General features: G+C 59.7%; 15 protein-coding genes and 1 pseudogene. 9 read left to right on the top strand and 7 right to left on the bottom strand.

Annotated elements, in window-relative coordinates; all coding sequences use genetic code 11:
• Nucleotides 1-72: 72 nt before the first annotated feature.
• A pseudogene (locus tag OKC40_RS16080) lies at nucleotides 73-417 on the top strand (magnesium transporter); the annotation flags it as partial.
• A gap of 60 nt (nucleotides 418-477) precedes the next feature.
• Here OKC40_RS16080 and ppx read toward each other — a convergent pair.
• The 3 genes from ppx to OKC40_RS16065 form a co-directional block, all read right to left on the bottom strand.
• Nucleotides 478-1,968: an exopolyphosphatase gene (gene ppx, locus OKC40_RS16075; RefSeq protein ID WP_270795938.1), complete on the bottom strand. Its 1,491-nt coding sequence runs from the start codon at nucleotides 1,966-1,968 to the stop codon at nucleotides 478-480.
• Nucleotides 1,958-4,027 carry a polyphosphate kinase 1 gene (gene ppk1, locus OKC40_RS16070; protein ID WP_111806616.1) on the bottom strand — a complete coding sequence of 690 codons (2,070 nt, stop codon included), beginning with the start codon at nucleotides 4,025-4,027 and terminating at the stop codon, nucleotides 1,958-1,960. The genes ppx and ppk1 overlap by 11 nt, the downstream gene beginning before the upstream one ends.
• Before the next feature lie 74 nt (nucleotides 4,028-4,101).
• Entirely contained in the window at nucleotides 4,102-4,617 is a 516-nt protein-coding gene (locus OKC40_RS16065; RefSeq protein WP_033138700.1) for a glycine cleavage system protein R, read from the bottom strand.
• A gap of 197 nt (nucleotides 4,618-4,814) precedes the next feature.
• Here OKC40_RS16065 and OKC40_RS16060 point away from each other — a divergent pair, with 197 nt between their 5' ends.
• The 5 genes from OKC40_RS16060 to OKC40_RS16040 all read left to right on the top strand — a co-directional run bounded on the left by OKC40_RS16060 (nucleotide 4,815) and on the right by OKC40_RS16040 (nucleotide 10,861).
• Nucleotides 4,815-5,693 carry a DUF2726 domain-containing protein gene (locus OKC40_RS16060; protein ID WP_182939319.1) on the top strand — a complete coding sequence of 293 codons (879 nt, stop codon included), beginning with the start codon at nucleotides 4,815-4,817 and terminating at the stop codon, nucleotides 5,691-5,693.
• 267 nt (nucleotides 5,694-5,960) lie between these two features.
• The gene (locus OKC40_RS16055; protein ID WP_182939320.1) at nucleotides 5,961-7,382 is read left to right on the top strand and encodes a sigma-54 dependent transcriptional regulator; all 1,422 of its coding nucleotides are present in this window, start codon (nucleotides 5,961-5,963) and stop codon (nucleotides 7,380-7,382) included.
• A 106-nt stretch (nucleotides 7,383-7,488) separates the two neighbouring features.
• Complete coding sequence (locus tag OKC40_RS16050) at nucleotides 7,489-8,523, top strand: sensor histidine kinase (protein ID WP_182939321.1); 1,035 nt, start codon at nucleotides 7,489-7,491, stop codon at nucleotides 8,521-8,523.
• A 91-nt stretch (nucleotides 8,524-8,614) separates the two neighbouring features.
• Nucleotides 8,615-9,958 (top strand): sigma-54-dependent transcriptional regulator, encoded by a 1,344-nt coding sequence (locus OKC40_RS16045; RefSeq protein WP_058053733.1) that lies wholly within the window; start codon nucleotides 8,615-8,617, stop codon nucleotides 9,956-9,958.
• A gap of 141 nt (nucleotides 9,959-10,099) precedes the next feature.
• Complete coding sequence (locus tag OKC40_RS16040; protein ID WP_442865904.1) at nucleotides 10,100-10,861, top strand: Nif3-like dinuclear metal center hexameric protein; 762 nt, start codon at nucleotides 10,100-10,102, stop codon at nucleotides 10,859-10,861.
• Nucleotides 10,862-10,971: 110 nt separating this feature from the next.
• Here the strand turns inward: OKC40_RS16040 and purN are convergent, their stop codons facing one another.
• Nucleotides 10,972-11,610 carry a phosphoribosylglycinamide formyltransferase gene (gene purN, locus OKC40_RS16035; protein WP_182939323.1) on the bottom strand — a complete coding sequence of 213 codons (639 nt, stop codon included), beginning with the start codon at nucleotides 11,608-11,610 and terminating at the stop codon, nucleotides 10,972-10,974.
• Nucleotides 11,611-11,642: 32 nt separating this feature from the next.
• On the bottom strand, nucleotides 11,643-12,680 hold the full coding sequence (gene purM / locus OKC40_RS16030; protein ID WP_163128310.1) for a phosphoribosylformylglycinamidine cyclo-ligase: 1,038 nt from the start codon (nucleotides 12,678-12,680) through the stop codon (nucleotides 11,643-11,645).
• Nucleotides 12,681-12,856: 176 nt separating this feature from the next.
• Here purM and upp point away from each other — a divergent pair, with 176 nt between their 5' ends.
• From upp to hda, 3 genes are all read left to right on the top strand, one after another.
• Nucleotides 12,857-13,483, top strand: coding sequence for a uracil phosphoribosyltransferase (gene upp, locus OKC40_RS16025; RefSeq protein WP_005320172.1), 627 nt, complete (start codon nucleotides 12,857-12,859; stop codon nucleotides 13,481-13,483).
• Nucleotides 13,484-13,633: 150 nt separating this feature from the next.
• Complete coding sequence (locus OKC40_RS16020) at nucleotides 13,634-14,653, top strand: DUF2066 domain-containing protein (protein WP_270795933.1); 1,020 nt, start codon at nucleotides 13,634-13,636, stop codon at nucleotides 14,651-14,653.
• A 102-nt stretch (nucleotides 14,654-14,755) separates the two neighbouring features.
• Nucleotides 14,756-15,457, top strand: a complete 702-nt coding sequence (gene hda, locus OKC40_RS16015; RefSeq protein ID WP_021231044.1) for a DnaA inactivator Hda — start codon at nucleotides 14,756-14,758, stop codon at nucleotides 15,455-15,457.
• Between the two features lie 118 nt (nucleotides 15,458-15,575).
• Here hda and aceA read toward each other — a convergent pair whose 3' ends face one another.
• Together aceA and aceB are read right to left on the bottom strand one after the other, a co-directional pair.
• On the bottom strand, nucleotides 15,576-16,889 hold the full coding sequence (aceA, locus tag OKC40_RS16010; RefSeq protein ID WP_139407634.1) for an isocitrate lyase: 1,314 nt from the start codon (nucleotides 16,887-16,889) through the stop codon (nucleotides 15,576-15,578).
• A 75-nt stretch (nucleotides 16,890-16,964) separates the two neighbouring features.
• Nucleotides 16,965-18,572, bottom strand: a complete 1,608-nt coding sequence (aceB, locus tag OKC40_RS16005; protein WP_270795932.1) for a malate synthase A — start codon at nucleotides 18,570-18,572, stop codon at nucleotides 16,965-16,967.
• Nucleotides 18,573-19,020: the final 448 nt, after the last annotated feature.

Raw genomic sequence — 19,020 nt, 5'->3', positions numbered from 1 at the left:
CCTGCATGGAGACGCGATTAGATCACAGACGATCTGCCTGTTCAAATTTCATTAACAAAGTGCGATCCCGCCCTGCGTGCTATGGCGGTCGGAGAGGTGAGTCTGCGCAATCTCGGCACCGTGCTGAAAAAGGAGCTCTCCACCGGTCTGCTTATCTCTGCGGCCATTGCGGTTGCGGCCTGGATCCGGGCCTGGAGCCTTGGGGTAGGCCCCCAGATTGGTATGGTGGTGACCTTTACCATCATCGCCATTGTGCTCTGGAGTGCCACGGTCGCGTCCATTATTCCCATGGTGCTGCGCCGTTTCCGCATCGATCCGGCGGTGGTCTCTGCGCCGTTCATCGCGACGCTGGTAGATGGTACCGGCCTTATCATCTACTTCGAGATGGCCAAGTGGTTGTTGCCCGAGTTGCAGTAACGGGCAGATTGATATGCAAAAGGCAGCCAGTGGGCTGCCTTTTGCATTTATCTTTCCGGTTTAGCCGAGCTGGAACAACAGTGGCCAGCCCTGCTCCTGGCAATAACGATGCTCCTTCTCCAGATTCTGCATCAAGAGACGGTTATCCTCGCACCAGTCGATCGGCAGGGTCACGACCAGCTGATCGCCTTGCACTGCGACTTTCCACTCAGGCAGCAGGTTGTCCTGCCGCTTGTGGTGGGCGGCCACCGCGAGGCGCAGAATACGGATGCAGCGCAGTACCGTCTGCAGGTCATGGTTGGGTAGGGGCGGCAGCTCGGAGAGCTTGAGCCCCTTGCGCTGAAAGCGTACCAGCGCGGCCAGCAGGGCCTGATCGTCCTGGTTGAAGCCGGGCAGGTCGGTGTGTTGCAGGATGTAGGCGGAGTGACGATGGATGCCGCTGTAGTTGATGGCAAGGCCAATTTCGTGCAGCCGCGCTGCCCAGCCGAGGATGGCGCGATAGGGCTCTATTTCCATCTGCCACGGCTCTTGCAAGGCATCGAACAGGGTCAATACGCTCTGTTCCACCCGGGCGGCTTGTTTGCGATCCATCCGGTAGTGGGTGCCGAGCGCCTGTGCGGTGCGCTCGCGGATATCGTGGTGCTGCAAGCGCTCCTCGAACTCGTAGAGCAGCCCTTCACGCAGGGCGCCGTCAGAGTAGTCCAGTCGCTCGATAGGCAGTGAGGTAAACAGTCCGAGCAGGATGGCGACCGCGGCGGCAAACACCTCCTGGCGCTCTTCGGTGAGCCCCGCCAGCTTGAGGTTATCGACCCGCTTGCGCTCGATCATGACGGCCTTGAGATGTTCCAAGCCCTCGAGGGTGATGCTGCCATCGGTCCAGCCCTCGCCCTGCAATACATCGCGCACGGTACGAATGGAGCCGGAGCTGCCAAGGCAGCTCTGCCAGCCCAGCTTGCGATACTGGTTGATGATGGGGGCAAGCTGGTGCTGGGCCTCCAGCACCGCATTGCTGAAGTTTTTCTCGCTCAGCTTGCCGCTGGCAAAGAAGCTCTGGGTAAAGCTGACACACCCCATCTTGCGGCTGGTGAGGGCCTTGTGATCAAACCCCTCGCCGATGATGAGCTCTGTGCTGCCGCCGCCGATATCCACTACCAGCACCTGACCTTCGATGTGCTGGGTATGGGCGACCCCCTGATAGATGAGGCGCGCCTCCTCCTGCCCGCTGATGATCTCGATGGGGTGGTTGAGCACCTTGGCCGCTTCGCTGACGAATTCGCGGGCATTGCTGGCGCGGCGCAATGTGTAGGTGCCAGCGATGCGGATCTGGTCCGGCTTGATATTGGTGAGCCGCTCGGCAAACAGTGACAGACAGGCGAGGCCGCGCTCCATCGCCTCCGGGGTCATGCGTTTCTGCTCATCCATCCCCTCGGCCAGACGCACCCGCTCCTTGATGCGATCGACGATGCGAAAACGTCCTTCGCTCAGGTGGGCGATCACCATGTGAAAACTGTTGGAGCCGAGATCCACGGCGGCATAGAGACTATTGTCCATTGTTTGACTCGATACGTTTGAGATAGTCGTAGATCGCCACCTGAGAGCGGATCTTGCGGCGGTTGCCCCGCTTCACATATTCGTTCTTCTGGTCGGCATCGATCACCCGCGCCTTGCAGGTATCACTCAGTTGTAGCTCGAGAATATCCATGATGCGCTGCTTGAGCCGCTCATCATAAATGGGCGTACCCACCTCGATCCGGCCGTCGATATTGCGGCTCATCCAGTCGGCGCTGGAGATATAGAGCTGGGGGTTGCCCTTGTTGTGGAACACCATCACCCGCGGGTGTTCAAGGAAGCGGTCGATGATGCTGATCACCTTGATGTTGTCACTGAGGCCCGGTACGCCGGGACGCAGGGCGCACATGCCACGGATGATCATCTGGATTGGCACCCCCGCCTGACCGGCGGCATAGAGGCGGTTGATGAGATCCTTGTCCACCAGATTGTTGATCTTGAGGATGATGCCGCTCGGCTGACCCGCCTTGGCGTTGGAGAGCTCGTTATCGATGAGACGATAGAGCTGACGGCGGCTGTTGATGGGGGAGACCAGCAGGTGGTTGAACTTGTAGCGCCGATACGGATATTCGATGTATTCGAACACTCCCTCTACTTCGGCGGTGATATCCGGATTGCGGGTCAACAGCGAGAAGTCGGTGTAGATCTTGGCGGTTTTTTCGTTGAAGTTGCCTGTCCCGATATGGGCGTAGCGTACCGGCTCGCCATTTTCGTGGCGGGTGATGAGGCAGAGCTTGGAGTGGATCTTGAGGCTCGGCACCCCGAACACCACCTTGACTCCGGCATCGGTGAGGATGTTGGCCCAGTCGATGTTGGCCGCTTCATCGAAACGGGCGCGCAGTTCGACCACCACGGTCACCTTCTTGCCGTTGTTAGCGGCATCGATGAGGGAGTGGATGATCCGCGACTTCTTGGCGACCCGGTAGATGTTGATGCGAATGGCGCTGACCGCCGGATCGAACGCCGCCTGGCGCACCAGCTCGGTGAAGTGGTGGAACTTGTGGTACGGGTAGTAGAGCAGAATATCCTGCTTGGTGATGGCATCGAAGGCGTTGACGAAGCCGTCAAAATCGCGGCAATCCAGCGCCGGCAGCTTGGGGTTTTCCAGATAGTCACGGCCCACGTTGGGGAAGCCGATGAAATCCTTGAAGTTGTGGTAGCGCCCGCCCGGCATGATGGCGTCGTAGCTGCTGATCTGCAGCTTGAGTTTCAGGAAGCTTATCATGGCGGCGGGCATCTCCCGCTCGTAGACGAAGCGCACCGGCATGGCGGTGAGACGCTGCTTCAAGCCGTCACTCATCTTGTCCAGCAGACTCAAGTCCAGCTGGTCGGAGAGTCCGTATTCGGCATCCCGGGTCAGCTTCACCGCATAGGCGGCAATCTCGTCGTAGTCGAAGAAGCCCTTGAAAATCTCGTCGAGACAGAAGCGGATAACGTTATCCAGAATGATGATCTGCTTCTTGCGGCGGGTGCCTTCCGGCGGTAACTGGAAGAAGCGGGGCAGGTCATCGGTCGGCACTTCCACCAGGGCGTACTGGATCACCTGACCGTTCTTCTTCATCTCGACGGCCAGATAGGTGTACTCATCCTTGAGGAACTTGACCGGATTGACCTCCTTGTTGAGCAGGATCGGGATGATGTGGCGCAGCACCTTCTCCTTGAAGAAGACCCGCAACCACTTCTGGATCGCCTCGGAAAGCTGGTTCTCGTTGACCAGGAAGATGTTGTGGCGGGCCAGCGCAATCAACAACTCCTTGTAGGTGTTGTCGAACGCCTCACCAAGCGCCATCACCTTCTGCTGGATGGCGCGTAGCAGCACCTTGGCTTCATCGTCGCCGCCATGTACTTCGTTGATCAGAATGCGGCGCTTGACGTCCGACACCCGCACCTTGAAAAACTCATCCTGGTTGGAAGAGAAGATCCCCAGAAAACGGACCCGCTCGATGAGGGGCACCGTCTTGTCCATTGCCTCTTGCAACACCCGTTCATTGAATGAGAGCCAGCTCAGCTCTTTCTCTTCATACAGCTTGTCGGTGCTCATGTTGTGCCTCTGTTTCAGGTCGCGTCTGCGCGGCAGTTATGGCGTTAATATATGACAAATAAATGACAAGATGGTTACTGCTCGCTGAACGCCTCGTCGATGTCGACCACCAGATCGTCGGAGAGGGACTCCAGCGCGGTGATCAGGTCATCCATGGCGAGCCCGTCGGGCAGGGCAACCAGCGCGTGGGCATAGAAGAGCGGGGCGCCGGAGTGGGGGGCCGGTTCACAGCCGGTGGTGAGATCGGCCACGTTGATCTCGAGCTGGCGCAGGATGCTGGCCACTTCGTGGACGATACCGGGACGGTCGTTGCCGGTCACCGTCATCATTACCTGATGGGCCGGTTCGGCGGTGGGGGTGCCTTCGGCAAAACTGATGGTCAGACCCGGCAGCAGGGCCAGCGCTTCACACAGGCTGCGATAGTGCTCATCGGGCACGGAGACATGGAGGATACCGGCAAACTGGCCCGCCAGTTCGCTCATGGCACTGCCCAGCCAGTTGCCCTGCTCGCGGCTGATGACGGCCGCCAGACTCTCGACGATCCCGGGTTTGTCTGCACCGATCACGGTGACCACCAATTGCTTTTGCATCCTGCTCTCCTTGAAATTGGAACTCTGGCTCGATCCCCATTGTGCCTGCTGTGGCTGGTCATATGAACCCCCGCCTGCGGGCAAATAGATAAAAAGACGGGACTTTTACACTTTCCATACGCTTGTCTGCTGCCTTGCGCCGTGGCGGCTGTGGTAAAGTGGTTCCCCTTTCGTGTTGTGAACTGGATCGTGCTCTCATGAATACCCTTGTCGTATCGGGATTGCTGTTGCTGGCGCTGCTTGTGCTGGCGATCTTCTGGAGCAGAGGCAGACAGCAAAAGCGCCTGCCCTATGATGTGCAGGAGACCCTGTTCAGTCCCGCCGAGCGATCGTTCCTCGGGGTGCTGGATCTGGCGGTGGGTGACAAGGCCCGGGTCTTTGCCAAAGTGCGGGTGGCCGATGTGCTGACGCCGCAGGCCGGGATCGGCAAAAGCAAATGGCAGCAGCACTTCAACAAGATCAGCGCCAAGCATTTCGACTATCTGCTTTGCCACCCCGCGGATCTCTCCTTTATCTGTGCCATCGAGCTTGATGACAGCTCTCACCGTCACCAGAAGCGCAAGGCGCGGGATCTCTTTCTGAAAACCGCCTGCGACAGCGCCTGTCTGCCGTTGCTGCAGATCCCGGCAAGTGCCAGCTATCTGGTGGAAGAGCTGCGCGAACAGATCCTGCCGCTGCTGGTCAAAACCAGCGAACCGCTGGCAGAGGATCTGCCGCACGGGGCGCGTCGCGAGCCGACGTTCAACCCTCTGCTGCTGGACGGCGTGGATGTCGGTGCCGGGATGCGTGGCCGTACTGCCCATGCCGAGGCCATCTCGCCCGCGTCGTTCCACGAGCCTGCCATCCACTCCAGGGGGATGGTGGAGATGCCACAGAGTGAGGGTGAGCTGGTCGATGGCCTGTTCGCCGACGTGGAGGATGACGAGGAGCGCGAGGTACACCACTGTCCCCGCTGCGATGCGCCGCTGGTGGAGCGGGAGGCGAAAAAAGGCCCCCACGCCGGTCGACTCTTTCTGGCCTGCAGCCGTTTTCCCGAGTGTCGTTACGCGGCGCCGCACCACCATAACCACCACTGAGTGCCCCTCACCGTGTCGCATGCTGCCCTCTGACGAGGGCAGTTTTCTTTGTGCGATGGGCGGCGTTTATGGGCGGCGCTGCATGCAGAAAATTCCTCGGCAAAATTTATCTAATCTCCCGTTTCTGTCGATACACTTAGCCTGAATACGACAATTTTTGACAATGTGTCGGAATTTTGGCACTTTGTGCCGGTCATGACGTCGCCCAACCGCGTTTTATGACCAAATAAAACAATAAGTTAGATCAGGACATCGCGAGGAATGGATATGGTGGAGATGGGCGTGTTGATTGTTGATGCCGATGCGCAGCGGCGCCAACAGTTGGGAACCGTGCTCTCGTTTATGGGGATCCCGTGGCAAGAGGTGGCGCAAGGCGATCTGGATGTGGCTATCGAATCCTCCGGTCCGCTGCAAGGGGTGCTGGTGGGTGAACTGATCGACCGTCCCTTGTCAGAGCTGCTGGCTGCCTTCCCTCGCACCCCATTCCTCTCGCTGGTTGAGGCCGATCTGCCCAACAGCAACTTCATCGGGGTCGTGCTCTCGCCCTTTACCTATGAATCCCTCACCCGTCATCTGCACTTCTGTCAGGCGTTTGTCTCCTTGCATCCCCGTCAGCAGACCCATGACAAGGGTCAGGCCCTGCTGCGCTTGCTGGTGGGCAAGGGGAAGGGGATCCAGGAGGTGCGCCGCCTCATCAGCCAGGTGGCCGAGACCGACGCCAACGTGCTGATCCTCGGCGAGTCCGGCACCGGTAAAGAGGTGGTGGCTCGCGCTATCCACGAACTCTCTTCCCGCAGCAGTGGCCCCTTCGTGCCCATCAACTGCGGCGCCATTCCGGCCGAATTGCTGGAGAGCGAACTGTTTGGTCACGAGAAGGGGGCGTTTACCGGCGCCATCGCGGCCCGTCGCGGTCGGTTCGAGCTGGCGCAGGGGGGCACCCTGTTTCTCGACGAGATCGGCGATATGCCGATGCCGATGCAGGTCAAATTGCTGCGGGTATTGCAGGAGCGGCTGTTCGACCGGGTCGGTGGCGGCAAGCCCATTCAGGCCGATGTGCGCATCATTGCGGCTACCCACCGGGATCTGGAGGCGATGATCCGCACTCAGGGTTTCCGCGAAGATCTCTACTACCGCCTCAACGTCTTCCCCATTGAGACGCCGCCGCTGCGGGATCGCATCGACGACATCCCGCTGCTGCTGCAGGAGCTGCTCAATCGCCATGCCGAGCAGCACCACGGCTTTATCCGGCTGACCCAGCGGGCGCTGGAGTCACTGATGCAGTACCCCTGGCCCGGTAACGTACGCGAGCTATCCAACCTGCTGGAGCGGCTGTTGATCCTCTACCCGCACCAGATCGTCGATGTGGCCGATCTGCCGAGCCGTTATCGTCTGCTGCCGAGCGAGCCGCGGGATGAGCGGCTGACCGAGATGGATGAGCGGGATGCGCTGGCGGCGGTGTTTCAGGATCCGCCCGAGCTGGATCACTCCCTCGCCTCGGCTCGCACCATGCAGTTGCCGGAGGAGGGGGTCAACCTCAAAGAGATGCTGGCCGACCTCGAAGTGGAACTGATCCGTCAGGCGCTGGAGTCTCAGGACGGGGTGGTGGCCCGCGCCGCCGATCTGCTCGGCATGCGCCGTACCACTTTGGTGGAGAAGATGAAAAAGTACGGGATGAGCAAGGACGTCTAAGGGTCAAAGCCTTGACGCTAGCACGCAATTCATTGTTTTAATTCACATAATTTAGTGGCATGGAAATTGAATAACCTGACCCAATAGCCAGTTTGAGGTCAGGTTTATGACAATCCAGCAGCAGGACATGCCACTCCAGTCCCACGAAGTGAGCCAGCTCTATGCCATCTTCAAGGCGCTCCCCACCGGGGTGTTGCTGCTTGATGGGGCCGGGGTGGTCACCCGCGCGAATCCGGCGGCCATCTCCCTGCTGGGGGAGCCGCTGGAAGGGGAGCTCTGGCGCCACATCATTGCCCGCTGCTTCGAGCCGCGCGAGGATGATGGCCACGAAATCTCCCTGCGTGACGGGCGCCGGGTGCAGCTCTCGACCCAGCCGCTGCCGGATCAGCCCGGCCAGCTGGTCTTTATCAACGACCTGACCGAAACCCGCAAGCTGCAAGACCGCATCAACCATATGAAGCGGCTGTCGGCGCTGGGCAATATGGCGGCCTCGCTCGCCCACCAGATCCGCACGCCGCTCTCTGCCGCCATGCTCTATGCCGCCAATTTGGCCAACCGCACCCTCAAGCCGGAATCCCGCACTCAGTTTCAGCAAAAACTGATGGCCCGGTTGCAGGATCTGGAGAAGCAGATCAACGACATCCTGCTGTTCGCCCGCAATGGCGACAATCAGGTGGTCACCCCCATCTCGGTACAAGGGTTGCTGGCCGAAGTGCAGGCTGGTGCCGAGGCTTTCTGCCAGCAGCAGGGCTGCGAGCTGCACATGGAGGCGCCGGAGCCCGATCTCTGTCTGCTGGCCAACAGCAGTGCGCTGGCGGGGGCCATCAACAACCTGATTGCCAATGCCCAGCAGGCAGGGGCCACCTCGCTGCTGGTCAGCGCGGTGCGCTGCGGTGCCCGGGTGGAGATGCGAGTCATCGATAATGGCAAGGGGATCCCTTCCCATCAGCTCGGTCAGGTATTCGAACCCTTCTTTACCACTCGCTCCCAGGGCACTGGCCTGGGGCTGGCGGTGGTGCAATCTGTAGTGCGTGCCCATCAGGGGGAGGTCGGTGTGGCCTCGGTTCCCGGTGAAGGCACCTGCTTTACTCTGTCGTTCCCCCTGCATCAGCAACCGGTGCAGCTTGGAGGTGTAGCATGACCCATATCGGATCCAGGTTGTTAGCCGGGGCCAGCTGGCCGTTGGCGATTAATGTCGATGAGCTAGAGCTGTTGGCTGTGGGAGGTGTAGCATGACACAGGCCAGGATTCTGGTAGTTGAAGATGACAATGGCCTGCGCGAAGCGCTGGTGGATACCCTGTTACTGGGGGGCTATGAGTGCCGTGAAGCGGACAGCGGCGAGCGGGCTCTGCTGGCCCTCTCCCGTCAGCCATTTGACATGGTGATCTCCGATATCCAGATGGGGGGGATGGACGGTCTTACCTTGCTGGCCACCATCCGCCAGCAATATCCGCAGATCCCTGTGCTGCTGATGACCGCCTACGCCAACATCGATGGCGCGGTGCGTGCCATGCGCGAAGGGGCCATCGACTATCTGGCCAAGCCGTTTTCGCCGGAGGTGCTGCTCAATCAGGTCAGCCGCTACGTGCCCGCCCAGAAGGTGGAGAAGCGAGCCGTGGTCTACGGGGATCCCAAAACCGCCGAGCTGTTCCAGCTGGCGACCCGGGTGGCCAGAAGCGAAGCGACCGTGATGGTGACCGGCCCGAGCGGAACCGGTAAAGAGGTGCTGGCCCGTTACATTCACGACAACTCTAGCCGCGCCGAGCAGCCTTTCGTCGCCATCAACTGCGCCGCCATTCCGGAGAACATGCTGGAGGCGACCCTGTTTGGCTACGAGAAGGGGGCTTTCACCGGTGCAGTGCAGGGTTGCCCCGGCAAGTTCGAGCAGGCGCAGGGGGGCACCCTGCTGCTTGACGAGATCACCGAGATGGATCAGGGGCTGCAAGCCAAGTTGCTGCGGGTGTTGCAGGAGAAAGAGGTGGAGCGGCTCGGCAGTCGCAAGATGATCCCGCTGGATGTGCGGGTCATCGCCACCAGTAACCGGGATTTGAAAAAAGCGGTGCAGGATGGCCTATTTCGCGAGGATCTCTACTATCGCCTCAACGTCTTCCCGCTGCGCTGGTCTGCCCTGTGCGAGCGGCCCGGCGACATTCTGCCGCTGGCGGAACACCTGCTGGCGCTTCATGCCAGTCAGCAGGGGTTGCCGACACCACAGTTGACGGACGCCTCGCGGGAGCGGCTGCTGGCCCATCCTTGGCCCGGCAACGTGCGGGAGCTGGACAACGTGGTACAGCGCGCCCTGATCCTCAGTCCCGACGGGGTCATTGACTGTGATCACCTCATTCTGGAGGAGCTGGACGAGCAGGAGATGGAGTTTGTCAGCGTGGATCGCAGCTATGGCGGCGACCGGCTCGGCAGCGAGCTCAAGCAGCAGGAGCATCAGATCATCCTCGATACCCTGCAAGATTGTAACGGCAGCCGCAAGGCGGTGGCCGACCGGCTCGGCATCAGCCCGCGCACTCTGCGCTACAAGCTGGCCCAGATGCGGGAGGCGGGGATCGACCTGCCCGCCTGAGGCCGGGAGGGAAACCGCACTGTGTGGGGGCTGTCATGGTCTTGGCGGCCCGGCTCGATTATCATGGGGCCCTTGGCGCTTTGAGCCTGGGCCCTGTTTTTATTGGTAAAGCAGGGGACCGAGCCTTAATAAGGGACCCTTATGATCTCTCATCGAAAACTCGAAACCGTATTGAACCATCTGCTCGAACCTCACGCCATCAAGGATTACTGCCCCAACGGCTTGCAAGTGGAGGGGCGCGAGCGCATTTGCAAGGTGGTGACCGGTGTCACCGCCAGTCAGGCGCTGATCGACGCGGCGGTGGCTGCCGAAGCCGATGCCATTCTGGTCCATCACGGCTACTTCTGGAGCGGTGAACCGGCCCAGATCACCGGTATGAAGCAGCGTCGGCTCAAGACCCTGCTGACCCATGATATCAACCTGTTTGCCTACCATTTGCCGCTGGACGTCCATCCCGAGGTGGGCAACAACGCCCAGCTTGCCAAGCTGCTGGATATCAAGGTACGTCGGGGTCTGGAGCCGTGGAACAGCAAGAGTGTCGCCATGGTGGGCAAGCTGGAGCAGCCGATGAGCGGAGCCGACTTTGCCAAGCTGATTGCCGAGCGCCTTGGCCGCGAACCACTCTATTGCGGCGATACCGGCCCCGAGCTTATCCGTTCCGTGGCCTGGTGTACCGGCGGTGGCCAGAGCTACATCAATTTGGCGGCAGAGCAGGGTATCGATGCCTTTATCTCCGGCGAAGCTTCCGAGCAGACCATCCACACCGCCCGCGAGATGGGGATGCACTTCTACGCCGCTGGCCATCACGCCACAGAGCGTTACGGCGTCAAGGCGCTGGGGGAGTGGCTGGCGACCGTGCACGGGCTGGATGTCACCTTTATCGATATCGACAATCCGGTGTAGGGTCGCTTAGCCGCGTAATCGGACCTGACCGCTGCCATCGTGCAGATAGGTAGAAATGACAAGGGAGGCCTGAGCCTCCCTTGTTGCATCTGACATGCAGTTGTTAGCGGTTACTCGCAGGCGTAACCAGCGGGACCCAGCAGGGTGCCATCCAGTTGCACGGCACCATCTACCATCTGCAGCCGGCCTTCGCAGAACCAGCGTACCACCAGCGGATAGATGCTGTGCTCCTGCGCCTGTACCCGTGCCGCCACCTCATCAGCATCATCCCCTTCGAAGATGGGCACGCGGGCGTGCAGGATCACCGGGCCCCCGTCCAACTCTTCGGTGACGAAGTGGACACTGGCGCCGTGTTCACTGTCACCGGCATCGATAGCGCGCTGGTGGGTGTGAAGGCCCTGATACTTGGGCAGCAGGGAGGGGTGGATATTGATCATCCGCCCGGCGAAATGGCGCACCAGATCACCGCTCAATATCCGCATAAATCCGGCCAGCACCACCAGATCTGGCTGATAGTCTGCCATCAGCGCCAGCAGGGCGGCGTCATACTCCTCCCGGCTGGCGAACTGCTGCTGGGCCAGAATGGAGGTCGCCACGCCTGCTTCTTTGGCGCGAACCAGACCATAGGCATCGGCCTTGTTGCTGATGACGCCGACCACCTCACCGGCGATCTTGCCGCTGGTGCAGTGGTCGAGGATCGCCTGCAGATTGCTGCCGCTGCCGGAGATCAGCACCAGGATGCGTTTCATAGGGGAGGTCATTTGGTTGTTGATCCGGTCATTCATTGAATGACGACCTGCTCCTCACCGTCGGCTGCCTTGGCGATGTGGCCGATGTGCCATGCGTTCTCGCCTTGTGCCTTGAGCAGGGTCAGCGCCTTCTCCAGCTGGTTGGCGGGCAGGGCGATGATCATGCCGACACCGCAGTTGAAGGTGCGATACATCTCGTGACGGGTGACGTTGCCAGCCTGCTGCAGCCAGCTGAACACTGCCGGCCACTGCCAGCTCTGCTCATCGATCACTGCCTGGGTGTTGGCGGGCAGTACGCGGGGGATGTTCTCCCAGAAGCCGCCGCCGGTGATGTGGGAGAGGGCGTGGATCTCGCACTCTTTGATCAGCTTGAGTACCGGCTTGACGTAGATGCGGGTCGGCTCCAGCAGGGCGTTGGCCAGAGTGGTGTCACCCAGCGGCTGATGTACGTCGGCCTTGGAGACTTCCAGGATCTTGCGCACCAGCGAGAAGCCGTTGGAGTGGGGGCCGCTGGCGGCCAGCGCGATCAATGCATCCCCTTCACCGACCTTGCTGCCGTCGATAATTTCGCTCTTCTCTACCACACCGACGCAGAAACCGGCGATGTCGTAGTCTTCCCCTTCATACATACCCGGCATCTCGGCGGTCTCGCCGCCGACCAGAGCACAGCCTGACTGCTCGCAACCTGCACCGATCCCGGTGACCACGGCGGCCGCGGTGTCCACGTCCAGCTTGCCGGTCGCATAGTAGTCGAGGAAGAACAGCGGCTCGGCGCCCTGTACGATCAGATCATTGACGCACATGGCCACCAGATCGATGCCCACGGTGTCGTGCTTCTTCAGGTCGATGGCCAGCCGCAGCTTGGTGCCCACACCATCGGTACCGGAGACCAGTACCGGCTCCTTGTAGCCCGCAGGGATTTGACACAGGGCCCCAAAGCCGCCAAGACCACCAAGGACTTCAGGACGACGAGTGCGCTTTGACACGCCCTTGATACGTTCAACCAGTGCATTGCCGGCATCGATATCTACGCCAGCATCCTTGTAGCTCAGTGAGGTTTTGTCAGTCACGCGTATTCCCCGTCATGTAAAGAAGTGGAGGGTAAAATTCGGGGCGTATTCTAACAGTGGCGGTGAAAAACCAGAAAGGAAATCGTTTGCGCGTTTTTGCGCGGAAATGCTCTACAAGCGGCAGCTTTTGTTGTATGATTCCGCGATTTTTTTGCGGCAGGTTAGAGGAGATAATAATGAAAGTCGTTGAAGTCAAACACCCCCTGGTCAAACACAAGATCGGTCTGATGCGTGAAGGCGATATCAGCACCAAGCGTTTCCGTGAACTGGCCAAAGAAGTGGGCAGTTTGTTGACCTATGAAGCGACCTCTGACTTCGAAACCGAGAAGGTTACCATCGATGGCTGGAATGGGCCAGTAGAAGTTGACCAGATCAAGGGCAAGAAGGTAACCGTCGTACCTATCCTGCGTGCCGGCCTTGGCATGATGGATGGCGTGCTGGAGCACATGCCGAGCGCCCGCGTCAGCGTGGTCGGTATCTACCGCGATGAAGAGACCCTGCAACCGGTTCCCTATTTCGAGAAGATCGTCAGCAACATCGAAGAGCGTCTGGCGCTGGTCATCGATCCGATGCTGGCTACCGGCGGCTCCATGATCGCCACCATCGATCTGCTCAAGAAGAAAGGCTGCCAATCCATCAAGGTGCTGGTACTGGTTGCCGCGCCGGAAGGGATCAAGGCGCTGGAAGCCGCTCACCCTGACGTAGAGCTCTACTGCGCTTCTGTCGACCAGGGGCTGAACGAGAAAGGCTACATCGTGCCGGGTCTGGGCGATGCAGGCGACAAGATCTTCGGTACCAAGTAAGTTGATGTCTTAACCTGCTTCCCATGCGGAAGGGGTGATCGGAGCCGGCGCATCGCCGGCTCTGCTGTTTGTGGCCGCTTGTGCCAGCCTTGCCGCAGGGCGCGCCTTGCCGCTACCATAAGCACACTCTCCCATTTCGAGACTCTGTTCATGTTCAAACGTGTTGTGACCGCCCTCTGCTGCGGCTTGTCATTCATGGCCTCGGCCGCTCAGGTGGCCGACCTTTATCAGGGCAAGGCACCGACCAGTGGTGACATGGTGGCCGCTCAAGGGCAGGCACTCGGTCAGGTGCTGATCAAGGTGACCGGCAAGCGCGACATCCTCACCCAGCCGGTGGTGGTCAAGGCGCTGGCAGCCCCGAGCGACTATGTCAAAAGCTATGGCTATCAGGATCAGGATTCGGTCAAGTATCTGAAAGCCGAGTTCAAGAGTGACAAGGTCAACAGCCTGGTCTCCGAGAGCCAGTTTGCTCTGCTCGGCCCGGCTCGTCCCCAGATGGCAGTCTGGCTGGTGATGGATCAAGGTGAGCGTCGCCTGCTGGCGGATCAATCCAGCGATGGCTGGGCGCAAGCCTTGCGCGATCAGGCCCAGACGCTGGGGCTACCTATCAGCATTCCGTTGATGGATCTCGACGACAACATGGCGGTCAGTGCCACCGACGTCTGGGGACGGTTTGCCGATCCGATTTTGCAGGCGAGTCAGCGCTATGGCGCCGAGATGGTGGTGCTGGGCAAGCTGACGCCGGAAGGGGACAAGTGGAGCATCGACTGGGGACTCTACGGCCCTAAAGCGGCTGGTGAGGTAACCGAGCTGACTCGCGGCAATAGCACCGGCACCCAAGCCGAAGTGGCGCAAGGGTTTGCCGATACCCTGGCGGCCTGGCTGGTGAAAAACTACGGTGCCCGCATTTCGGGTCCGGCAACCAGCCAGACCCTGGTGGTGGATGGCCTTTCCGAAGTGGACAGCATGATCGCCGTGCAGAAGATGCTGCAGGGGATGGCCAACGTCAGCAAGGTGGCGATCGGCAAGCTGGAGGGGGATCAGGTCACCTTCAACTTTACCCTGCAAGGGGATCAGGCCGAGCTGGTGCGGGCGCTGCAGCTCGAGAGTCGTTTGCACAAGGTTGACGATAATGGCAGCGGTTTGCGTTACCAATGGTCGCAGCCCTGATTTTATAAGGCTTTTGTAGACCGCCCGGCTGGTCCGGGCGGTTCTCTATCTGCCTTTGCGATGATACACTTAGCCACAAATGTCACAGTCAAAGCCCAACGAGTGAAGCAACCGGCCCAACTGTCTTTAGCCGTACAACTACCGGATGATGAAACCTTCGTCAGTTTTTATCCCGGCACCAATGCTCATCTGATCACCGCCCTCAAGAACGCGGCCATCGGTCAGGGATCGCCTTTCCTCTATTTCTGGGGGGCCAAGGGATCCGGACGCTCTCATCTGCTCCATGCCACCTGTGCCGAGGTCAACGCCCGCGATGCGGCTGCGGCCTATCTCTCCCTCGATCAGTTTGAACAGCTCGATCCCAGCATGCTCGATGCCCTCGAAAGCCTGCCGCTGGTCTGTCTCGACAGCCTCGAGGCGATCGCCGGCAATGCCGTGTGGGAACGGGCACTGTTCGACTTCTACAACCGCTGGCAGGAGAAGGGCGAGGGGACGCTGGTGGTCACCGGTTGCAGCGCACCGCGCAAACTGGGGCTGCAGCTGCCGGATCTCGCCTCGCGCCTCGACTGGGGTGTCAGTTTCCATCTCGAAGAGCTGGATGATGAAGGCAAGCTCAGTGCCCTGCAGCTGCGTGCCGAGCTGCGGGGCTTCAAACTGCCCATCGATGTGGGCCGCTTCCTGCTCAACCGACTCTCCCGCGATATGCGCACCCTGCTCACCACTCTCAATCAGCTCGACAACGCCTCATTTCGCGCCAAGCGCAAGTTGACCATTCCCTTTGTCAAAGAGATCCTCGAGCTCTGATCCTCTCAACAGTGTCCGGTTGTGCGCCAGACTTTCGTTTGAATGGCAGATAAAAAGAAACCCCGGCATCAAGCCGGGGTTTTGCTATCTCAAGAACTCTCTCAAAGAGTTCTGCCTATCAGTGGAACTGATCTTCTTCGGTGGATCCGGTCAGCGCGGTTACCGAGGATTGGCCACCCTGAATGACGGTGGTCACCTTGTCGAAGTAACCGGTACCGACCTCCTGCTGGTGTGCCACGAAGGTGTAGCCACGGCTGGCGGCGGCAAATTCCGGCTCCTGCACCATCTCGACGTAGTGCTTCATCCCCTCGCCACGGGCGTATTGGTAGGCCAGCTCGTACATGTGGAACCACATGTTGTGGATACCCGCGAGGGTAATGAACTGGTACTTGTAGCCCATGTCGGAGAGCGCTTGCTGGAAGCGGGCGATGGTGGCATCGTCCAGATTCTTCTTCCAGTTGAAGCTCGGGGAGCAGTTGTAGGCCAGGATGCGATCCGGGAACTTGGCCTTGATCGCTTCGGCAAATTTACGCGCTTCGTCCAGATCCGGTTTGGCGGTTTCGCACCACACCATGTCGGCGTAGGGGGCGTAAGCCAGACCGCGAGCGATGGCCTGATCGATACCGGCACGTACCTTGTAGAACCCTTCAGCAGTGCGCTCGCCAGTCAGGAAGTCTGAATCGTAAGGATCGGCATCGGTGGTCAGCAGGTCAGCGGCGTTGGCATCGGTACGGGCGATCACCAGGGTGGTGGTGCCGCACACATCAGCTGCCAGACGGGCGGCAACCAGCTTCTGCACCGCTTCCTGAGTCGGTACCAGCACCTTGCCGCCCATGTGGCCGCACTTCTTGACGGAAGCGAGCTGATCTTCGAAGTGCACGCCAGCGGCGCCCGCTTCAATCATCCCCTTCATCAGCTCGAAGGCGTTCAGCACGCCGCCGAAACCGGCTTCCGCATCGGCTACGATCGGCAGGAAGTAGTCGATAAAGCCTTCGTCCTGCGGCCCAACCTTGTTGGCCCACTGGATTTGGTCGGCACGGGCGAAGGAGTTGTTGATGCGATCCACCACGGACGGCACCGAGTTGGCCGGGTAGAGGGACTGATCCGGATACATGGTGGAGGACAGGTTGTTGTCCGCCGCCACCTGCCAGCCGGAGAGGTAAATCGCTTCGATCCCCGCCTTGGCTTGCTGCACTGCCTGACCACCGGTCAGGGCGCCGAGGCAGTTGACGTAGCCTTTTTTGGCGTCGCCGTGGATCAGTTCCCACAGCTTGTCGGCGCCGCGTTGGGCCAGGGTGTGCACCGGCTGCAAGCTGCCGCGCAGGTTCACCACATCTTCGGCGCTGTAGCCGCGCTTGATCCCTTTCCAGCGGGGGTTTTCCGCCCAGTCTTTCTCGATAGCCTGGATCTGTTGCTCACGGGTCAGTGCCATATCAGTTCCCTCTTTCATTGATTTCACGTTTCCATTGACTTGTTATTGGCGGGCTCCGCTGGGGAGGCCCGGAGTTCAGAGCCGCTCGTAACCGGGCAGCGTCAGAAAATCGATCAGGGTATCGGCGCAGGTGATCTCTTCCATCAGTTCGCTTGCTTCGGCAAAGCGACCAGCCTGCCAGCGCTCGGTACCTACCTCGGCTTTGACCACTTCTTGCTCTTCGGCCAGCATCTGGCGGAACAGCACCTTGGTCACCACCTTGCCGTTCGACAGGCTCTTGCCGTGGCGGATCCACTGCCAGATGGAGGTGCGGGAGATCTCGGCGGTGGCGGCATCTTCCATCAGACCGTAGATGGGCACGCAGCCGTTGCCGTTGATCCAGGCTTCCAGATATTGCAGAGCGACCCGGATATTGGTGCGCATCCCCGCCTCGGTGCGCTCGCCCTCACAGGGGGCCAGCAGGTCGGCGGCGGTGATGGGGGCATCCTGCTCGCGCAGCACGCCGATCTGGTTCTTGGCGCCTGCAGGAATGGTGGCGTTGAATACCGCCATGGCGGTGTCGGCGAGGCCGGGGTGGGCGACCCAGGTACCATCGTGGCCGTTGTTGGCTTCGCGCTCCTTGTCGGCTTTGACCTTGGCAAACACCTGCTCGTTGACGGCGGCATCCTTGGCCGGAATAAAGGCGGCCATGCCCCCCATCGCCAGCGCACCGCGTTTGTGACAGGTCTTGATCAGCAGCCGCGAATAGGCGGAGAGGAACGGCTTGTCCATGGTCACCACCTGACGGTCGGGCAGTACCCGATCCGGATGGTTCTTCAAGGTCTTGATGTAGCTAAAGATGTAGTCCCAGCGGCCGCAGTTCAGCGCCACGATGTGATCCTTCATCTGATAGAGCAGCTCATCCATCTCGAATACGGCTGGCAGAGTTTCAATCAGCACGGTGGCCTTGATGGTGCCGCGGGGCAGACCGAACTTGTCCTCGGTCCAGGCGAACACTTCGCTCCACCAGCGCCCTTCCAGATGGCTCTGCAACTTGGGCACGTAGAAGTAGGGGCCCGAGCCTTTGGCCAGCAGCGCCTGATAGTTGTGCAGGAAATAGAGGGCAAAATCGAACAGGCCGCCGGGGATGGGCTCGCCATCGAAGGTGACATGTTTTTCCGGCAGGTGCAGACCACGGACCCGGCAGATGAGGACGGCCGGATTGGGGTTCAGGGTGTAAGCCTTTCCTTCCGGACTGGTGTAGGAGACGGTGCCGTTGACCGCATCGCGCAGGTTGATTTGACCCTCGATTACTTTATTCCAGGCGGGGGCCAGTGAGTCCTCGAAGTCCGCCATGAACACCTTGACGTTGGCGTTGAGGGCGTTGATCACCATCTTGCGCTCGACCGGGCCGGTGATCTCCACACGGCGGTCTTGCAGGTCGGCGGGAATGCCGCGAATGGTCCAGTCACCTTCACGGATGTGGGCGGTTTCCGGCAGGAAGTCCGGCAGCTCGCCGCCATCGATACGGGCTTGACGTGCCACACGTTGTTTCAGCAATTCCCCTCTTTGGGGAGCAAAACGTTCCACCAGTTCGGAGACCAGCGCCACCGCGTCCGGCGTCAGAATTTGCGCGTATTCGGGCAGCATCTCGCCCTGGATGCGAAGGCGGGCGCTGCAGTGGGTCTGAGCCGGTGCCGACATAAGGTTCACTCCTTTGAGAATTACATTTTGAACTTACTAACTACGACTAAAGTCGAATCCCTGTTCTTGCAAACTTCCCGTAACAGCGGGATAACACGATTGATAAGGTGCGAAATATTGTTGATTACGTCAACAGTTTTTTTTAAACACCTGTTTCCCCTCTATGGTTAAGTTTATGTTTTTTATTGTTTTATTGGATTGGTATAAAAGCTCTACGCAGATGGTTATGCTCCTGCTTTTTCCCATCGGACAACGGCTAATTTGGGCTGTTACCCCGCCTCTCATTTCGTAACTTATTACGTAATAAAATTACAAATGCAAAAACAAATCCCGACCTAACTCCAGGCTTTGCCAAAACAGCTGTATAAAGTGCGTTTGAATGTGGCAATGAAGGTTTTGCTATTGCTAGGTCTGGTTGGTGAACGTGCGTTTTAAACTTGGGGTAGTG

It is taken from the genome of Aeromonas sp. QDB11 (genome assembly GCF_027705265.1).
In the GTDB taxonomy this organism is placed as follows: Bacteria; Pseudomonadota; Gammaproteobacteria; order Enterobacterales; family Aeromonadaceae; genus Aeromonas; species Aeromonas allosaccharophila.
Note: the sequence above shows the minus strand (reverse complement) of the source record. Positions and strands in the feature narration are given on the sequence as shown.

Excerpts from the sequence above, each read along its gene's own strand:
- ppx (WP_270795938.1), bottom strand. The coding sequence starts at position 1,968 with ATGGACAATAGTCTCTATGCCGCCGTGGATCTCGGCTCCAACAGTTTT.
- ppk1 (WP_111806616.1), bottom strand. The coding sequence starts at position 4,027 with ATGAGCACCGACAAGCTGTATGAAGAGAAAGAGCTGAGCTGGCTCTCA.
- OKC40_RS16065 (WP_033138700.1), bottom strand. The coding sequence starts at position 4,617 with ATGCAAAAGCAATTGGTGGTCACCGTGATCGGTGCAGACAAACCCGGG.
- OKC40_RS16060 (WP_182939319.1), top strand. The coding sequence starts at position 4,815 with ATGAATACCCTTGTCGTATCGGGATTGCTGTTGCTGGCGCTGCTTGTG.
- OKC40_RS16055 (WP_182939320.1), top strand. The coding sequence starts at position 5,961 with ATGGTGGAGATGGGCGTGTTGATTGTTGATGCCGATGCGCAGCGGCGC.
- OKC40_RS16050 (WP_182939321.1), top strand. The coding sequence starts at position 7,489 with ATGACAATCCAGCAGCAGGACATGCCACTCCAGTCCCACGAAGTGAGC.
- OKC40_RS16045 (WP_058053733.1), top strand. The coding sequence starts at position 8,615 with ATGACACAGGCCAGGATTCTGGTAGTTGAAGATGACAATGGCCTGCGC.
- OKC40_RS16040 (WP_442865904.1), top strand. The coding sequence starts at position 10,100 with ATGATCTCTCATCGAAAACTCGAAACCGTATTGAACCATCTGCTCGAA.
- purN (WP_182939323.1), bottom strand. The coding sequence starts at position 11,610 with ATGAAACGCATCCTGGTGCTGATCTCCGGCAGCGGCAGCAATCTGCAG.
- upp (WP_005320172.1), top strand. The coding sequence starts at position 12,857 with ATGAAAGTCGTTGAAGTCAAACACCCCCTGGTCAAACACAAGATCGGT.
- OKC40_RS16020 (WP_270795933.1), top strand. The coding sequence starts at position 13,634 with ATGTTCAAACGTGTTGTGACCGCCCTCTGCTGCGGCTTGTCATTCATG.
- aceA (WP_139407634.1), bottom strand. The coding sequence starts at position 16,889 with ATGGCACTGACCCGTGAGCAACAGATCCAGGCTATCGAGAAAGACTGG.
- aceB (WP_270795932.1), bottom strand. The coding sequence starts at position 18,572 with ATGTCGGCACCGGCTCAGACCCACTGCAGCGCCCGCCTTCGCATCCAG.